Annotated in this window: 11 protein-coding genes and 1 tRNA gene; 2 read left to right on the top strand and 10 right to left on the bottom strand. The window is 71.6% G+C overall.

Annotated features, from left to right (window positions below):
- Positions 1-508: 508 nt before the first annotated feature.
- Positions 509-1,420 (bottom strand): glycosyltransferase family 2 protein, encoded by a 912-nt coding sequence (locus tag ASC56_RS15675; protein ID WP_371330067.1) that lies wholly within the window; start codon positions 1,418-1,420, stop codon positions 509-511.
- A gap of 583 nt (positions 1,421-2,003) precedes the next feature.
- On the opposite strand from ASC56_RS15675, the gene ASC56_RS15680 reads away from it, so the two are divergent.
- Positions 2,004-2,840, top strand: a complete 837-nt coding sequence (locus ASC56_RS15680) for an RNA methyltransferase (protein WP_055492030.1) — start codon at positions 2,004-2,006, stop codon at positions 2,838-2,840.
- Positions 2,841-2,915: 75 nt separating this feature from the next.
- On the opposite strand, the gene ASC56_RS15685 is transcribed toward ASC56_RS15680, so the two are convergent.
- Positions 2,916-3,494, bottom strand: a complete 579-nt coding sequence (locus ASC56_RS15685; RefSeq protein WP_234376964.1) for a nucleotidyltransferase family protein — start codon at positions 3,492-3,494, stop codon at positions 2,916-2,918.
- Here ASC56_RS15685 and ASC56_RS41895 point away from each other — a divergent pair.
- Entirely contained in the window at positions 3,379-3,759 is a 381-nt protein-coding gene (locus ASC56_RS41895; protein WP_234376965.1) for a hypothetical protein, read from the top strand. The genes ASC56_RS15685 and ASC56_RS41895 overlap by 116 nt on opposite strands.
- Before the next feature lie 125 nt (positions 3,760-3,884).
- On the opposite strand, the gene ASC56_RS15690 is transcribed toward ASC56_RS41895, so the two are convergent.
- The 8 genes from ASC56_RS15690 to ASC56_RS15725 form a co-directional block, all read right to left on the bottom strand.
- Positions 3,885-3,961 (bottom strand) — tRNA-Thr (locus tag ASC56_RS15690).
- A gap of 107 nt (positions 3,962-4,068) precedes the next feature.
- Positions 4,069-5,610 carry an alpha/beta hydrolase gene (locus ASC56_RS15695; RefSeq protein ID WP_055492032.1) on the bottom strand — a complete coding sequence of 514 codons (1,542 nt, stop codon included), beginning with the start codon at positions 5,608-5,610 and terminating at the stop codon, positions 4,069-4,071.
- A 276-nt stretch (positions 5,611-5,886) separates the two neighbouring features.
- On the bottom strand, positions 5,887-7,092 hold the full coding sequence (locus ASC56_RS15700; RefSeq protein WP_055492033.1) for a DNA polymerase III subunit delta': 1,206 nt from the start codon (positions 7,090-7,092) through the stop codon (positions 5,887-5,889).
- A gap of 177 nt (positions 7,093-7,269) precedes the next feature.
- Positions 7,270-10,536, bottom strand: coding sequence for a dTMP kinase (gene tmk, locus ASC56_RS15705; protein WP_055492034.1), 3,267 nt, complete (start codon positions 10,534-10,536; stop codon positions 7,270-7,272).
- A gap of 161 nt (positions 10,537-10,697) precedes the next feature.
- Complete coding sequence (gene topA / locus ASC56_RS15710) at positions 10,698-13,547, bottom strand: type I DNA topoisomerase (protein WP_055492035.1); 2,850 nt, start codon at positions 13,545-13,547, stop codon at positions 10,698-10,700.
- Between the two features lie 257 nt (positions 13,548-13,804).
- Positions 13,805-14,002 carry a hypothetical protein gene (locus ASC56_RS15715; protein ID WP_055492036.1) on the bottom strand — a complete coding sequence of 66 codons (198 nt, stop codon included), beginning with the start codon at positions 14,000-14,002 and terminating at the stop codon, positions 13,805-13,807.
- A gap of 643 nt (positions 14,003-14,645) precedes the next feature.
- Positions 14,646-16,178 (bottom strand): class I SAM-dependent methyltransferase, encoded by a 1,533-nt coding sequence (locus tag ASC56_RS15720; RefSeq protein WP_055492037.1) that lies wholly within the window; start codon positions 16,176-16,178, stop codon positions 14,646-14,648.
- Positions 16,179-16,319: 141 nt separating this feature from the next.
- On the bottom strand, positions 16,320-16,946 hold the full coding sequence (locus ASC56_RS15725) for a hypothetical protein (protein ID WP_055492038.1): 627 nt from the start codon (positions 16,944-16,946) through the stop codon (positions 16,320-16,322).
- Positions 16,947-17,042: the final 96 nt, after the last annotated feature.

Raw genomic sequence — 17,042 nt, forward strand, 5'->3', positions numbered from 1 at the left:
GCCCGACGGCGCGCGCGTACATGCGTAACTCGGGGGAGTGTCGCCGCCGTGGCCGGATCCGGGGAGAGCGCAGGGCCCGGTCGGCGGAGGTGAACGACCGGGTCCTTCGTCGTTCCGCGAGCTGCGGGCGTTGCCGCTCGCTTGTCGGCACCGATGCGCCGCTCGCTTGTCGGCACCGATGCGCCGCTCGCTTGTCGGCACCGATGCGCCGCTCGCTTGTCGGCACCGATGCCCGGTGCGGCGGCCGCAGCGACATGGGCCATCCGCGCTCACCGGCCCGGACGACCCATGGCCGACCACGCTGACGCGACGTACTCAACGAGCCGGTGGCCGCCCCTCCCGGGCTAGTGCTGTGGCCGGAAAGGTTTGCCGGGAAGCTCGCGGCGTCCGGTGCGGTGCATCGCAAGGCGGAGCGTCGCCCGCGTACTGGATGTACTCGGGCGATGCGACAACGCGGCGAGGTGCCGTGCCGGGCGTCGCGAGCCGGTGATCCTTTCCGGTCGCAGCACTAGATGACCGGCGGCCGGCCGAGCCTGGTGAGCCGCCACACCGTGCGCCAGCGCATGGGCCGCCGATCGCCGCCCGGGGTACGGACCCCCTCCATGAACCCGCCGAACCAGGCCCTCAGCGCGCCGGCCGAACGAGTCCGCAGGAGAGTGACGGCGATCCACACTCCGAGGTGCACGGGGATGAGCGCAAGGGGCAGCCGCCGCCGCACGAGCCACACGCGGTTGCGGGCCGTGACCCGGTAGTAGATGGCATGCCGGGCGGGCGAGGTCTTCGGGTGCTGGAGCAGCAGCTCGGGCGCGTACAGGATGGTCCAGCCGGCGTCGGCCGCCCGCCACGCGAGATCCGTCTCCTCGTGCGCGAAGAAGAACTCGGCGGGCCAGTCGCCGGTCTCGGCGAGCATCGCCATGGACAGCGCGTGCCCGCCGCCGAGGAAGCCGGTCACGGGTCCGCCGCGCATCGGGTCGGCGTCCCCCGCCCGAGGCACGTGCCGCCGCTGGGTCTCGCCGTGCTCGTCGGCGATGCGGAACCCTACGATCCCGAGCCGGGGGTCGGCGGCGTACAGGTCCCGTACGCGCCGGAGCACATCGGCGTCGACGAGCAGCCCGTCGTCGTCGAGTTCGACCACCACGTCGACGTCCCCGAACTCCCGCAGCCGGGCGAGCGCCACATTGCGACCGCCGGGGCAGCCGAGGTTCTCGTCGACCTCGATGCAGGTGACCTCCCCGGGCAGGCCGAGCCGCTCGGCGAACTCGGGCAGGGGGCAGCCGTTGCCCACGACGACGACACGGGAGGGGGCGAGGTCCTGCTTGGCCACGGACGTGAGCAGGGCGTCGACCTCGGCGGGCCGGTTGCCCATGGTCACCACGGCCACGGCGATTCGGGGCCCCGGCTCCTGCTCCGCCTGTGACACGACACCCACCCCATCCGCCCGACGAACTGTGCACGCGATGCTAGCCGTTCACTAAGAGGACGCTTTGTGTCCGCTGGTTCTCCCCGCACCGGACGATTTTTCGAACCGTACGAACAGACACGCGCCGCCACCACCACCGCCCCCGCCCTGACGGCCCCGCCCTGACGCACCCCGCCCCGACGCGCCCCGCCCTGACCGCACCTCCCCGGGCCCACCACCGCGCGTCCGTCCGCCCCCGTTTTCCGTGACACGAGCCAAACCCCGCTCGGACCAGCTTCCGCGAAGCGCTCGCATTCCTTCCGCCGGCCGAACATGCGAAAAGGGGCACCGTGAATTTCCCGTCCAATACGTCGTCGCACTACGGCTCCTCTTGCCGCTGGATCACGCAAGGGAGAATTCACGCACTGCCGGGCGGCCTTGCCACAGGACCGTACGTAACCCTCAACCGTTCCGGGCAGGGGCCCGGTTGGCGGGCGTGCAGCGGCGGCCCGACCGGGTCGGGTACCCTGGCCACGACCGCGCGCAGCACAAGAGAAAGGGGGCGGAGGATCGGCGCCGAAAGGCACCGTGATTCCCACCGCCGATGCCGTCCATCCCGCGGGTTGGTTCGCCCAAGGAAATCTCCAGCCCGAGCAACCCTCACGTAAAGGAACTCGCCGCCCTCCGCCGCCGAAGGAACAGGCAGAATTCCGGAGTGACCCTCGTGGAGGGTTATGAGGAACTGGATCTCGCGCTGCGGGCCGGCGTTCGTCCCCGCGAGCTGTATTTCTGCCCCGCCCTGACCGGCGACGCGGACCCGAGGAACCTGGTGGCCCGTGCGGCCGAACGTGGAGCCGCCCTCTTCAGCCTCAGCAGGCAGGCCTTCGACAAGGCCGCGTACCGCGAGGGCCCGGACGGCTGGCTCGCCGTCGTGCCGGACATCGAGACCGACCTTTCCCGCATCGAGGTCGGTGAGCGCGCCCTCTTCCTCGTCTGCGAGAGCGTCGAGAAGCCCGGCAATCTGGGCTCGATGCTCCGCACGGCGGACGCCGCCGGAGTGACCGCGGTCATCTCGGCCAACCCCGTGACCGACTGGGGCAATCCCAATGTGATCCGGGCCAGCAAGGGCACCGTGTTCGCCGTCCCGATCGCCTCGGCCGACTCCGAGGAAGTCATGCACTGGCTCGCCGAGCACTCGGTGAACGTCGTCGCCACGACCCCCGACACGGACGTCCTGATGGCGGACGTCGACATGAGCGGCCCCACGGCGATCCTCGTCGGCAGCGAGAAGTACGGCCTGTCGGACCAGTGGCTCGCGGGCAGCCACACCAAGGCGAAGATCCCGATGTTCGGTCAGGTGGACTCGCTCAACGTGGCGGTGTCGGCCGCCCTGTTCACCTACGAGGCCGTGCGGCAGCGCATGGCGGCGGGACAAGGCTGAGGGGCCACTCGGCCCGGGAACCACTCGCCTGGCAACGGCTCTCCGCGGGCGACTGGGCCACCTGCGCCGCCGAGGTCAGCCGACGGGTGAGGCCGACGTGACGCTCCCGGACGGCCACTCCAGGATCGTCAGCTCGGGCCACTGCTCACGCCACCGCGCCGCCTTGCTCTCATAGACCGGCCTCGGAGCGAGCACCGGGTTCGGACGAACGACGAGGTTGAACACGTCCGAGAGCCCGTGCGGCGCATACACGCGCCACCGGCCGTTGGTCTCCACACGAACTCCCAGACAGCACGTCGTCGCGGCGAAGCTGTCGATCGCTGACTCAGTGGAGTCATAGGGCGGACACGCCACCCCGAACTTGTCCTCATACCAGAGGTGAACCCGTGCCTCGTTCCGGATCTCGACCTCTGCAGGGAGGCCGGCGAAGACCTCCCGCCCGGTCTTGATCACGGCATCCTCCGCTTCCCAGGACAGATCGCCCTCGTCGAAGTAGAAGACGTCGTAGTCCTTGATGCCGCTGGTCGGCGGCCTGTCCGTGACCACGTTCCACACGGTCTGGAACAGGCACCCTGCCGTCACATACCACCCAGGCAGATCCAACGTCGCAGTCCGCGCCAGCACCTCCGTCAGCACTTCGTTACGCGACAGCACCGCGCGCAGGGACTCAAGTTGCTCGTCGAGAGGAAGTCGGCTGATCATCAACCTTGCCTACCACGGCTCGCCCGACAACGGGCTCGATCCGCCTCAGAGGACCCTCGCCCCCGAGGCCACCGCCAAGCTGGTCCCCCTCCAGCGGAAGGCGGAGGCGGAAGAGGCCGCGCGCAAGGCGGAGAAGGCACGGAAGAAGGCCAAGCGCGCCAACAAGGCCCAGGCCGAGGGCAAGAAGAAGGCCCGGCGGAAGAAGCCCAACAAGTAGGGCCGCGTCCCCTCCGCTCACGCATCGCTCACGCAAGCAATCTCACGGCACCCCGGCCGTGTGACGCGTCATGCCCCGAGCAACACAAAACCCCAGGTCAGTGACTATCTGACCTGGGGTACCAGTGGAGCCGCCTTCGGGATTCGAACCCGAGACCTACGCATTACGAGTGCGTTGCTCTGGCCATCTGAGCTAAGGCGGCGCGCTGACCGCACTATGGTGCGATCAGCAACGCCGGTAAGTCTACACAGTTTCCAAGGGTGCTCTGACCACCGCCCGGAAGCGCCACCTCCGGGGATGGCGCGGCACCTATGAGCAGCGCTTTCCCTGCGCCGAGGGGGTGCCCTGGAGCAGATACGCGTCGATCGTGGAGTCGACGCACTTGCTGCCGCGGCCGTATGCCGTGTGGCCGTCGCCGTCGTAGGTGAGAAGCCTGGCGGAGGAGAGCTGGGAGGCGAGGGACCGCGCCCAGGAGTACGGCGTCGCCGGGTCCCGGGTCGTGCCCACCACCACGATCGGCGCCGCCCCCTTGGCCTCGATGCGGTGCGGCTGCCCCGTCGCCCGCACCGGCCAGTACGCACAGTTCAGCGACGCCCACGCCAGCCCCCTGCCGAACACCGGCGAGGCCTTCTCGAACGCCGGGAGCGCCTTCTCCACGTCCTCCGGACCCGAGAACGCCGGAGGCAGGTCCAGACAGTTCACGGCCGCGTTCGCGAACATGAGGTTGGAGTACCTGCCGTCCGCGCCCCGCTCGTAGTAGCTGTCCGACAGGACGAGCAGACCTGCGCCGTCGCGGTCGCGCATCGCCGAGGTCAGGGCCTCACGCAGCTGGGGCCAGGACGCCTGGTCGTACATCGCGGCGATCACCCCGGTCGTCGCCAGGGCCTCGCCGAGCTTGCGGCCGTCCGCGTCACCCGTCGGGATGGGGGACGCGTCGAGCTTGTCGAAGAACGCCTTCAGGTTGTCGCCGACCTTCGCCGGCGGAGTGCCCGGGCCACCCAGCGGACAGTCCGGCTGCCGGACGCAGTCCTTCGCGAACGACTGAAACGCAGTCTCGAAGCCCGCCGTCTGATCCTCGCTGAGCCTGCGGGGCGACAGTGACGGGTCCATCGCGCCGTCAAGCACCATCCGGCCGACCCGGTCCGGGAACAGCCCCGCGTACGTGGCCCCGAGGAACGTCCCGTACGACGCCCCCACATAGGTCAGCTTCCGGTCGCCCAGCACCGCGCGCAGGATGTCCATGTCACGGGCCGCCTCGGCCGTGGAGACATGGCGCAGCAGGTCCGGCGAGTGCCGCCCGCAGCCCTCCGCGAACTGCCTGTACGCGTCCTCCAGCCGACGCGTCTCCGCCTGGTCGTCGGGCGTCATGTCCGTCTGTGTGTACGCGTCCATCTGGGGGCCGTCGAGGCATTCGACGGGCTCGCTGCGGGCCACACCGCGCGGATCCACGGCGACCATGTCGTAGCGGGCACGGACCTCCGCCGGGTAGCCGATCCCCGCGTACTGCTGCAGATAGCCGACTGCCGAGCCGCCCGGGCCGCCCGGGTTCACCAGCAGCGAGCCGAGGGGCTTGCCCTGGCCGGTGGCCCTCTTGCGGGCGACGGCCAGCCTGACGTCCCCGGACGCCGGCTCGGCGTAGTCGCGCGGCGCCTTCATCGTGGCGCACTCGAAGCCGGGCACTCCGCAGCTGCGCCAGGTCAGCTTCTGCGCGTAGTACGGGGCCAGGGCCGACGGCGTGGACCGGGGCAGCGCGGCCAGCGCCGCGTCCGCCGACGCCATCGTCGACCCGCCGGAGGAGCAGGCCGAGACGAACAGTGCGGCAGCGGCGAGCAGCGTGCCGCCCGTCCGCATCAGGTGCGGCGGGCGGAGGAAGGACGGGGGGCGGAACGGATGGGAACGACGGGGACTGCGGGGACTGCGGGGACTGCGGGGACTGGGGGGACGAGGGGGACTAGCGGGACCAGCGGGACGAAGGGGCGTTCCGGGAATGCGCCTGGTGTGCATTTCGTGAGAGTAACCCTGCGCGACGGATTGATCGCTGACAGTGGCCCGGGCACCTCGTACGAGTGACGAAGTCAATCCGCCGCCGGCCGTATCGCTCTCAGGGGCTTCGCCGCACGCGAGCCGTCACCCGGCCCGCAGCGCCATCGTCATCGCCTCCACCGCCAGCAGGGGGGCCACATTGCGGTCCAGGGCGTCCCGGCACGCGGCGATCGCCTCGATACGACGGAGGGTGGACTCGGGCGTTCCGGCACCGGCCAGCCGCTCCAGGGCGTCCTCCGCGTCCGTGTTGGCGAGGGCGATGCGGGAGCCGAGCTGGAGCGCGAGGACGTCGCGGTAGAAGCCCGTGAGGTCGGTGAGGGCCTGGTCCAGGCTGTCGCGCTGCGTACGCGTTCTGCGGCGCTTCTGCTTGTCCTCCAGCTCCTTCATCACGCCCGCGGTGCCGCGGGGCATCCGGCCGCCCTGCACCGCGCCGAGCGCGGCCTTCAGCTCCTCGGTCTCCTTGGCGTCGACCTCTTCCGCGAGCTGCTTGGAGTCCTCCGTGGCCGCGTCCACCAGCTCTTGGGCGGCTCTGAGGCAGCCGCCGATGTCGTCGATCCGGAGCGGAAGCTTCAGCACGGCGGCCCGGTGCGCCCGGGCGCGCTCGTCCGTGGCGAGCCGGCGGGCACGGTCGACGTCGCCCTGGGTGGCGCGGGCGGCGGCGGCCGCGACCTCGGGCTCGATGCCGTCGCGCCGTACGAGCATGTCCGCGACCGCCTCCACGGAGGGGGTGCGCAGGTTCAGGTGGCGGCAGCGGGAGCGGATCGTCGGCAGGACGTCCTCCAGGGACGGGGCGCACAGCAGCCACACCGTACGAGGAGCGGGCTCCTCCACCGCCTTCAGAACGGCGTTGGCCGACTTCTCGTTCAGCCGCTCGGCGTCCTCGACGAGGATCACCTGCCAGCGGCCGTTCGCCGGTGACGTGAACGACTTGCGGACGGTGTCGCGCATGTCGTCGGCGAGGATCTGCGTGCCCACGGCGGCGACCGTGGTCACGTCCGCGTGCGTGCCCACCAGGGCGGTGTGGCAGCCGTCGCAGAAGCCGCAGCCGGGGGCGCCGCCGAGCGCGCGGTCGGGGCTCACGCACTGGAGCGCCGCGGCGAACGCCCGCGCCGTCCGCGTACGCCCCGCGCCCGGCGGACCCGTGAACAGCCAGGCGTGCGTCATCTTCGACGCCTCGGGCGGCGGGGCGCCGGCGGTGGCCGCGGTGACCAGGGCGTCGGCGTCACGGGCAGCCGCGTCGAGCTGCTCGCTCACCTTCTCCTGACCCACCAGGTCGTCCCACACGGTCACGGGACACCGCCCTTCCCTCGCGCTTCGCCCTGCCGCGATCCATTGTGCGGGTCGCCACTGACAACCGGTCCACTGACCACGGGCGGGGCGGACTCACGACCAGCGGTCACGTCCGGTGCCTGCGGCCGTTGGCGCACCAAGGCGCGGCCCTACCGGATGCCCCGGGGGTGCGGTCTGTCAGCCGCGCCGACCGCGGCCCCGGCCGTCGTCCCAGCCCTCGTCCTCGCGCGGGCCCAGCAGTTCGTCCGCCAAGGTCGGGAGGTCGTCCAGCGGGGTCTCCTCGGCCCACTCCGGACGGGGTCGGCGGCGCGGACGGCCCTCGGCGTCCATCTGCGGCAGCTCGCGCGTGCGGTCCTCGGCCCCCTCGGGCCGCGGTGCCTGTCGCTCGTCCCGGAAGAAGCCCGGCGGCACCCGGTCCGCCGGATCACCGGCAGCGCCCTCCCGTACGGGCGGCAGCACGGCCGTCTCGTCGGCGGCACCCGGCACCACCGGCGGCAGAACCGCCGTCTCGTCGGCCGCTCCCTGCGGCTCCGGCGGTCTCGGCAGTTTCGCCGTCGTCTCCGCGTCGGTCTCCCGCGGTCGCACCGGTGGCAGAACGGCGGTGTCCTCCACCGGCCCGCCCGACGCGTTCGTCGGCGTCACCAGCGGTGTGGGAACCGTGGTCTCGTTGTCCGGCGCGCGGCCGGACGAGGACGCGCCCCCGGCACCACCAGAACCGGAAGCCCCGGCCCCGCCGGAACCGGCTGCTCCAGAACCCGAAGCCCCGGAAGAAGCCACAGTCCCGGTGCCGGCCGTGCCGGAAGCCGCCACGGCGGCCGAAGCCGCCGCCTCGGCCGCGGCCCGGCGGGCCTCCTCCGCCCGCAGCAGGGCCTCCTCGGCCTTCCGCTGCTTGTCGAGACGACGCTCCTCGGCCTCGGCCCGCAGCCGGGCCTCCTCCTCGGCCTGCTTGCGCCGCCGCTCCTCCTCGGCCTTCCTGCGCGCTTCCTCGGCCGCACGTGCCTGTTCCTCGGCGAGAAGCCGCGCCTGCTCCTCCTCGGCACGCCGACGGGCTTCCTCGGCCCGCTGCCGGGCCTCCTCCGCCTGCCGCTCGGCCTCGCGACGCTGCGCCTCCTCCAGCTCGCGCCGCTTGCGCTCCTCCTCCTCGGCGCGGAGCTTGGCGAGCTGCTCCTTGCGCTCGCGCTCCAGCCGCTCCTCCTCGGCCTTGCGCGCGGCCTCTTCCTCCGCCTTGCGCCGCGCCTCCTCCTCGGCCTTCCTGCGGGCCTCCTCCTGGGCCTTCACCTCGGCCTCGGAGAGCGGCAGCATCTGGTCGAGGCGGTGCCGGATCACGGTCGTGACCGCCTCCGGCTCCTGTCCGGCGTCGACGATCAGATAGCGCCCGAGGTCGGCGGCGGCCAGCGTGAGGAAACCGGACCGCACGCGCGCGTGGAACTCGGCCGGCTCCGACTCGAGCCGGTCCGGCGCCTCGGTGAACCGCTCACGCGCGGTCTCCGGCGCGACGTCCAGCAGAACCGTCAGATGGGGTACGAGACCGTTGGTCGCCCACCGGTTGATCCGGGCGATCTCGGTCGGGGACAGGTCACGGCCCGCCCCCTGGTAGGCCACGGACGAGTCGATGTACCGGTCCGAGATCACGACCGCGCCCCGCTCAAGGGCGGGCCGTACGACCGTGTCCACGTGCTCCGCGCGGTCCGCCGCGTACAGCAGCGCCTCCGCACGGTGCGACAGACCGGCGCTGGAGACGTCCAGCAGGATCGACCGCAGCCGCTTGCCGACCGGCGTCGCACCCGGCTCGCGGGTCAGCACCACCTCGTGCCCCTTGGCCCGGATCCACTCCGCGAGCGCCTCGGCCTGGGTGGACTTCCCGGCGCCGTCGCCGCCCTCCAGGGCGATGAAGAACCCGTGCGCCGCGGGTGCCTGCGCCGGGTCGTCCCCGCCGCGCAGGGCGTCGCGCAGGTCGTGCCGCAGCGGGACACCGGAGCGGTCGTCGACCTTGGCGAGGACCAGCGCCGCCACGGGCAGCAGCAGCGCGCCGACCAGCATGAGCGTGAACGCGGCGCCTCCGTGGGCGAACACGAACCGGTCGCTCTGCAGCCGGTGCGGGCCGATGGCCCCGGCCACCAGGGGTGCCACCAGCGCGCTCACGGCGACACAGACCCGTACGACCGCGTGCAGATGCTCGGTCGTCCGCGCCCGCCGGTGGTCCTCGGCCTCCTGGTCGAGCAGCGTGTGCCCGGTGTTCGCGGCGATGCCCGCGCCGACGCCCGCGAGCGCCAGGATCAGCAGCACGCTGGTGACGTCCGGGACGAGCCCGCCGGCGAGCAGCGCGACCCCGGTGAAGGCGATCGCCAGGGCGAGCAGCCGGCGCCGCGACAGCGACGGCAGCACGCTGGGCGCCGTACGGATGCCGACGGCGGTGCCGCCCGTCAGCGCGAGGACCAGCAGGCCGTAGGCCACCGGGCCGCCACCCATGTCCTTGGCCTGCAGCACGGAGACGGCGACGGCGGCCGAGACCGCCCCTGCGACCGCCGCACAGGCCGGCACCAGAAGCGGGATCGCGCCCGTACGGCCCTTGTCGACGCCCGTACGGCCCTTGTCGAGGCCCGTGCCTGTCCTGGGCCGGCGCAGGCCCTCCAGCGGCGACCTCGCGCGCGGGGTACGTGTGCCGGGCAGTTCGAGGGAAGCGACCACCGAGAGGGAGGCGGCGAACAGTCCCGCCGCCACGTACGAGGCGAGGGCGGCCTGGTGCTGGGCGAACCAGGTGATGGCCGTGCCCAGCAGGTTGTTCAGCAGCGACGCGACGACGAGTCCCGCGGCCGCCAGCGGAACCGCCACGAACCCCGTGCGCAGCGACAGACGCCGCAGCGCGTCCATGTGGTCCGGCAGCGGGCGCACGGTCGCGCCCTCCAGCGGCGGCGCGGGCAGCAGCGCGGGCGCCGCGCTCTCCCGGCACACCGTCCAGACGCGCTCGGCCACGCCGGTCACGAAGGCGGTGACCAGCAGGATCGTGAGCGCGTTGGCCGGGGTCCAGTCGATCCACAGGGGGGCGACGATCAGCAGGGCGGCCCGCAGTCCGTCCGCGCCGACCATGGTCCAGCGGCGATCGAGCGGCCCTTCCGGGGACGTCAGCGCGGTGAGCGGTCCCAGCAGGACGGCCCCGAAGAGCAGGGTGGCGAGGACACGCACCCCGAAGACGGTCGCGATCGCGAACCCGAGGCCCCGGTAACCGCCGCCGAAGGAGCCCTCGGCGATGGCCGCCTGGAGGGCGAGGGCGACCAGTACGAGCAGGGCGAGGGCGTCCCCGATGCCGCTCACGAGCTGGGCGCTCCACAGCCGCTTCAACTGCGGTCGGCGCAGCAGCGCGCGAACGGCGCGCTCGCGGGAATCTGCGACCAGGGCGTCGTCTGGGGCCGGATTGGGGGCCGTTGGCTGCTCGGCTCGCGTCATGCTTTCAGCCTATCGACAACCACCGACAGCCCGTGGCAGCCACCCGAACGTACACACGCCCTGACACCAAAGTGTTGCCAGGGCGTGCACAGCGCGAACCAGACGTGAGGGCTCGGCCCCGGCGGCTCAGCCCTCTCGCCCGTCGTTCACGACCCGTCCGCTCAACCCTCGACGGCGTCCCTCGACGCCGCCGTCTTCGCGGCAGCGGTCTTCGCGGCCGTCGTCTTCCTGGCCGGCGCCTTCTTGGCCGCGGCCTTCTTCGCGACGGTCTTGGCGGCCGTCTTCTTCGCAGGCGTCGAAGCCGTCTTCTTGGCCGGCGCCTTCTTGGCAGTGGCCTTCTTCGCCGTCTTCTTGGCGGGCGCCTTGGCGCGCTTCTCCGCGAGCAGCTCGAAGCCGCGCTCCGGGGTGATCGTCTCGACGCTGTCGCCGGAACGCAGGGTCGCGTTGGTCTCGCCGTCGGTGACGTACGGCCCGAAACGCCCGTCCTTCACGACGACCGGCTTCCCGCTGACCGGGTCCTCGCCCAGCTCCTTCAGCGGCGGCTTGGCGGCCGCGCGACCACGCTGCTTGGGCTGGGCGTAGATCGCCTGCGCCTCCTCCAGCGTGATCGTGAAGAGCTGTTCCTCGGACTGCAGCGAGCGCGAGTCCGTGCCCTTCTTCAGGTATGGGCCGTAGCGGCCGTTCTGCGCGGTGATCTCCTGGCCGTCGGTGTCCGTGCCCACGACACGCGGCAGGGACATCAGCCTCAGTGCGTCCTCCAGGGTCACCGTGTCCAGCGACATCGACTTGAACAGCGAGGCCGTCCGAGGCTTGACGGCGTTCTTGCCCGTCTTCGGGGTGCCCTCGGGGAGGACCTCCGTGACGTACGGGCCGTAGCGGCCGTCCTTGGCCACGATCGTGTGGCCGGTCTCCGGGTCGGTGCCCAGCTCGAAGTCGCCGCTCGGCTTGGCCAGCAGTTCCTCGGCCAGCTCGACGCTCAGCTCGTCCGGCGCGAGGTCGGCCGGGATGTCGGCGCGCTGGTGGTGCTCGGAGTCCTTCTCACCGCGCTCGATGTACGGACCGTAGCGGCCGACCCGCAGCACGATGTCGTTGCCCACGGGGAACGACGACACCTCGCGCGCGTCGATCGCGCCCAGGTCGGTCACCAGCTCCTTGAGGCCACCGAGGTGGTCCCCGTCGCCGTTGCCCGCGTCGGCGGCGGCGCCCTCGACAGTGCCCTCACCGAAGTAGAAGCGCTTCAGCCACGGCACGGCCTGCGCCTCACCGCGCGCGATGCGGTCGAGGTCGTCCTCCATCTTGGCGGTGAAGTCGTAGTCGACGAGCCGCCCGAAGTGCTTCTCCAGGAGGTTGACCACGGCGAAGGACAGGAAGGACGGCACCAGGGCCGTGCCCTTCTTGAAGACGTATCCGCGGTCGAGGATCGTCCCGATGATCGACGCGTACGTCGACGGACGGCCGATCTCGCGCTCTTCCAGCTCCTTGACCAGCGAGGCCTCGGTGTAGCGGGCCGGGGGCTTGGTCGCGTGGCCGTCGGCGGTGATCTCCTCGGCGGTCAGCGCGTCACCCTGGTTGACCTGCGGCAGCCGGCGCTCGCGGTCGTCGAGCTCGGCGTTCGGGTCGTCGGCGCCCTCGACGTACGCCTTCAGGAAGCCGTGGAAGGTGATCGTCTTGCCCGACGCGCTGAACTCTGCGTCCCGCCCGTCGGCGGCGGTGCCACCGATCTTCACCGTGATCGAGTTGCCGATCGCGTCCTTCATCTGGGAGGCGACGGTCCGCTTCCAGATCAGCTCGTACAGCTTGAACTGGTCACCGGTCAGCCCCGTCTCGGCCGGGGTGCGGAAACGATCACCCGACGGCCTGATCGCCTCGTGCGCCTCCTGCGCGTTCTTGACCTTGGCCGCGTACGTACGCGGCTGCTGGGGCAGATAGTCGGCCCCGTACAGCTGCGTGACCTGGGCACGGGCAGCGGCGATCGCCGTGTCCGACAGGGTCGTGGAGTCCGTACGCATGTACGTGATGAAGCCGTTCTCGTACAGCTTCTGCGCGATCTGCATGGTGGCCTTCGCGCCGAAGCCGAGCTTGCGGCTGGCCTCCTGCTGCAGCGTCGTCGTACGGAACGGCGCATACGGCGAACGGCGGTACGGCTTGGACTCGACCGACCGGACCGAGAACCGCGTGTTCTCCAGGGCGGCGGCCAGCGCGCGGGCGTTCCGCTCGTCCAGGTGGAGCGTGTTCGCGCTCTTCAGGCGGCCCAGCGAGTCGAAGTCACGGCCCTGCGCGACACGCTTGCCGTCGACGGACGCAAGCCGTGCCACCAGGGACGACGGGTCGGACGGGTCGCCGACACGGCCGGTGCCGAAGGTGCCGGTCAGGTCCCAGTACTCGGCGGAGCGGAACGCGATGCGCTCCCGCTCCCGCTCCACGACGAGGCGGGTCGCCACGGACTGGACGCGGCCGGCCGACAGCCGCGGCATGACCTTCTTCCACAGGACCGGCGAGACCTCGTAGCCGTAGAGGCGGTCGAGGATGCGCCGGGTCTCCTGCGCGTCGACGAGCTTCTGGTTGAGCTCGCGCGGATTGCGCACGGCCTGCTGGATCGCGTCCTTGGTGATCTCGTGGAACACCATCCGCTTGACCGGGACCTTGGGCTTCAGCACCTCCTGGAGATGCCAGGCGATGGCCTCGCCCTCGCGGTCCTCATCGGTGGCGAGGAAGAGCTCGTCGGAGTCGCGCAGCAGATCCTTGAGCTTCTTGACCTGTGCCTTCTTGTCGGCGTTCACGACGTAGATCGGCTGGAAGTCGTGTTCGACGTCCACGCCGAGGCGCCGCACCTCGCCGGTGTACTTCTCGGGGACCTCCGCGGCCCCGTTCGGAAGGTCGCGGATGTGCCCGACGCTCGCCTCGACGGTGTAGCCGGGGCCGAGGTAGCCCTTGATCGTCTTCGCCTTGGCAGGCGACTCGACGATGACGAGTCGGCGGCCGCCCTGTGCGGTCTCGCTGGTCGGGGACAACTTCGCTCTTCTCTCCGGTCGACGCTGGGGCCTCCCCAGGCCTTCGTCCCGGGGTCGGGTCATGGTGACGCTGCGGAGTGTGACGGTACATCCCGCCCCCGTGTCAAACGGGAAAAGCCCGCAACGGCCACTCGAACGGTAACCCGACTACCGGTATTCCTGCCGCCCGGAGCGGCCACCGGCCCTTTCGGCGCTATCCGGAGGGTGATCCCCCAGTTATCGGAGTCCAGGCCGCCGACCGGCCGGGAACCGTGATGTCAGAGGCGCGTGAAGCACCATGCCCCGGCGGCGAGCGCGGCCACGGCGGCCAGGCTCGCGAGGGCGGCGGATGCGATGCGGCTCACACCCTCGGCGACGGGTCGGCGACGCGGCAGCCGGGTCGCCGTCCAGATCAGCAGCCCTGCGCCGAACAGGGCGAACACCGTACCCGCGAAGATCGCCGGTCCGCTCTCCATGCCCTGTTCCTCCTGCCCGGACTGCCCTGGAGACGGGAGGCTGACACGCGCGGGAAGCGAGCGCGCGAACCCGGGGTGAACGCCGGGCGGACACTCCGGCCCGGCACGGTCCCGCGGCTCGCCGGACCGGTCCTGTGGACCAGCGGGCGACAGTCCGTCGAGCCGTCGCGACAGCCCGTGGACGTGGCACGGCAGCCCGTGGACCCACGGCACGGCAGTCCTTGGACCTGCGGCGACAGCCCGTAGACCCGTGGCATGGCAGCCCGTGGACCCGCGGCGACCGCTCGTAGACCCGTGGCACGGCAGTCCGTCGGCCATCGGCGTGGGTCCCGTGGACCGGACGCCGGCCCCGTGGACCGTAGGACACGGGCCGGTGGACCGTACCTGGGACCGGTGGACCGCACCTGCGGCCCCAGTGGACCGCCAGACACGGGCCACTGGACCGCCGGACATGGGCCACTGGACCGAAGCCGCGGCCGGGTGGACCGCCACCTGCGGGCCCGGTGGACCGCCGGACGCCGGTTGCGTGGACCGTGGGCGGCACGCGCGCGTACTCGTCACCTGGCGCATCTCGCCCCGGACGGATGTTGGCCGGTTTCACGCCCCGTGCGCGAGCTCCCTGGCGATACGCGGCACACCCTCGCTACCGCGCGGGCTCCAGGAAGCCCTGTTGGACCAGCAGGCGGATCTGCGCGGGAGTCCGGTCGCGCAACAACACCGGGTCTTCCCCGACCAGTTGGGCGATGGCGTCGAGGATCCGCCCCGCGCTCAACGTGCCGTCGCAGACACCGGCGAAACCCGCGCCCACCGTGTCCACCTTGGTGGCCCGGCGCATCCCTCGGTTCTGGCGCAGCACGACATGCTCCGGGTCCTCCGCGCCGGGCAGCCCGACCTGTTCCTGGACGACCTCGGCCGCGAGCCTGAAGTGCCCGGCGAGCAGGGCCGCGTCGTCATGGGCCCGCAGGTAGTCAATGCGGTCGAAGTGCGTGCGCACGGTGTCGCCGAGTGGCTGTTCGACCGGATGCGGCCACTCCTCGACCGTGATCGAGGGCTCGGCGGCGTCCGTCCGGTGCAGCGCGATCCAGCCGAAGCCGATCGCCCGCACCTTGCGCGCCTCGAACTCGTCCAGCCACGCGTCGTACCGCGCCTGGTACTCGGCCGTGTCACCACGGTGGTCGCCCGCGTCCCGCAGCCACAACTCGGCGTACTGCGTGATGTCCTGGACCTCGCGCTGCACGATCCAGGCGTCACAGCCGCGCGGCACCCACGAGCGCAGCCGGTCCTGCCAGTCCTCCCCTTCCACATGCTGCCAGTTGGCGAGGAACTGCGCGAACCCGCCCTCGTTCAGCCGCTCCCCCGCCTGCTGAACGAGCGTGCGGCACAGATCGTCCCCGCCCATACCGCCGTCGCGGTAGGTGAGCCGGGCGCCGGGTGAGATCACGAAGGGCGGGTTGGACACGATCAGGTCGTACGTCTCGTCGTCCCGGACCGGCTCGAAGAGCGAGCCCTGGCGCAGGTCCGCGGCCGGAGCGCCGGACAGGGCCAGGGTGAGCGCGGCGATGTGCAGGGCACGCGGGTTGACGTCGGTCGCGGTCACGCGCGTGGCGTGCTGGGCGGCGTGCAGCGCCTGGATTCCGGAGCCGGTGCCGAGGTCGAGGGCGGAGCCGACGGGCGTCCGTACGGTGATGCCGGCGAGGGTGGTGGAGGCGCCGCCGACCCCCAGGACGACCGCCGCGTCAGCCTGACGGCCCCGGCCGCCGATGCCGCCGGCCCCGCCGACCGCGCACCCGAGGTCGGACACGATGAACCAGTCCTCACCGCCGGGTCCTCCGTACGGACGTACGTCCACGGCCGCGGCCACCTCGTCCCCGCCCGTGCGGACCAGCCAGCCGGCGTCCACGCAGGCGTCCAGGGGCAGGACGTCCTCCACGCGCGCGTGCGGCACGGGCTGCTGCAGAAGGAACAGCCGTACGAGAGTCTCCAGCGGCGTGTCCCCGCGCGTCGCCCGGAGCGCGGGCACGGTCTCGCTTCGCGCGAGCGCCGCGTACGCGGGCGCACCGAGCAGTTCGAGCAGCCCGTCGGCAGTGAAGTTGGCCGCGAGGAGGGCGTCCCGCAGCCGTGCGGTGACATCGGCGCGGTCGATAGAGGGCAGGGTGGCCAGACTGGAGTTACTCACGCCCCCATTGTGGCGCGGCTAGGGCGCTTCCAGGCGTCACCGCCGGGGGCGTCGTTCCGCCGGGGCGGAACGGGCGGCCCCCGGCACGAGGAGAGCGCCACCGGCACCGGGACCTGAGACGCGCGGGTCGGAGAACGTGCCTCAGCCCGAAGTCGCCGGAGCCGAAGCCGACGCAGACGTAGACGCAGACGCGGACGCGCTCTTGCAGCTCTCCTGCCGCGTCATCGCCTTGCCGACGTCGCCCGCCTCCAGCTGCCTCAGCGCGTCGTTTCCGCTCTTGCTGAGCTTGTCGAGCTGGGTCGCGATCCCCTTGAGCCCGTCGGCGAACTTCGCCTGGTCCTTCGTGTCGAGCCCGTCGACCTGCTTCTTGAGACCGGCGTAGGCCGTGGAGATGCCGTTGAGTTCCTTGACCGCGTTCTTCTGCTTCGTCGCGCCGTCGGCCACGTTCGGCGCCCCCGCCCGCTCGACGGCCGCCCCGATCGCCTGGTAGGCGTCGGACATGGCCTGGAAGGCCTGCGAGTCCGTCTTCTGGACCTGCTCCGGTGCACTGTTGTCCGAGGTCTCCTTCTGGATCGCGGTGCTGGCATCCGCGATCTTCTTGGCCTGCGGCTGCACCGCGTCGCACACCTGCTTCGCCCAGGAGCTCAGCTTGTCGTCCGTCGCGCTGTTGCTGTTGCTGCTGCTGCATCCGGACAGCGCCAGTACCAGTACCGCACCGCCGGACAGTGCGGCCGTGAGCTTCTTGTTCACCGGATTGGTCCCTTCCATGGCTCTCTCGGCCCCGGAACATACACGCCGACCGGGCGACACCCGCGTGTCGTATATCGCTTACGTCAGCTTTTGCAGCCATTTGCACCAAGCGAG

Source organism: Streptomyces sp. TP-A0356 (assembly GCF_001417775.1).
Lineage (GTDB): Bacteria > Actinomycetota > Actinomycetes > Streptomycetales > Streptomycetaceae > Streptomyces.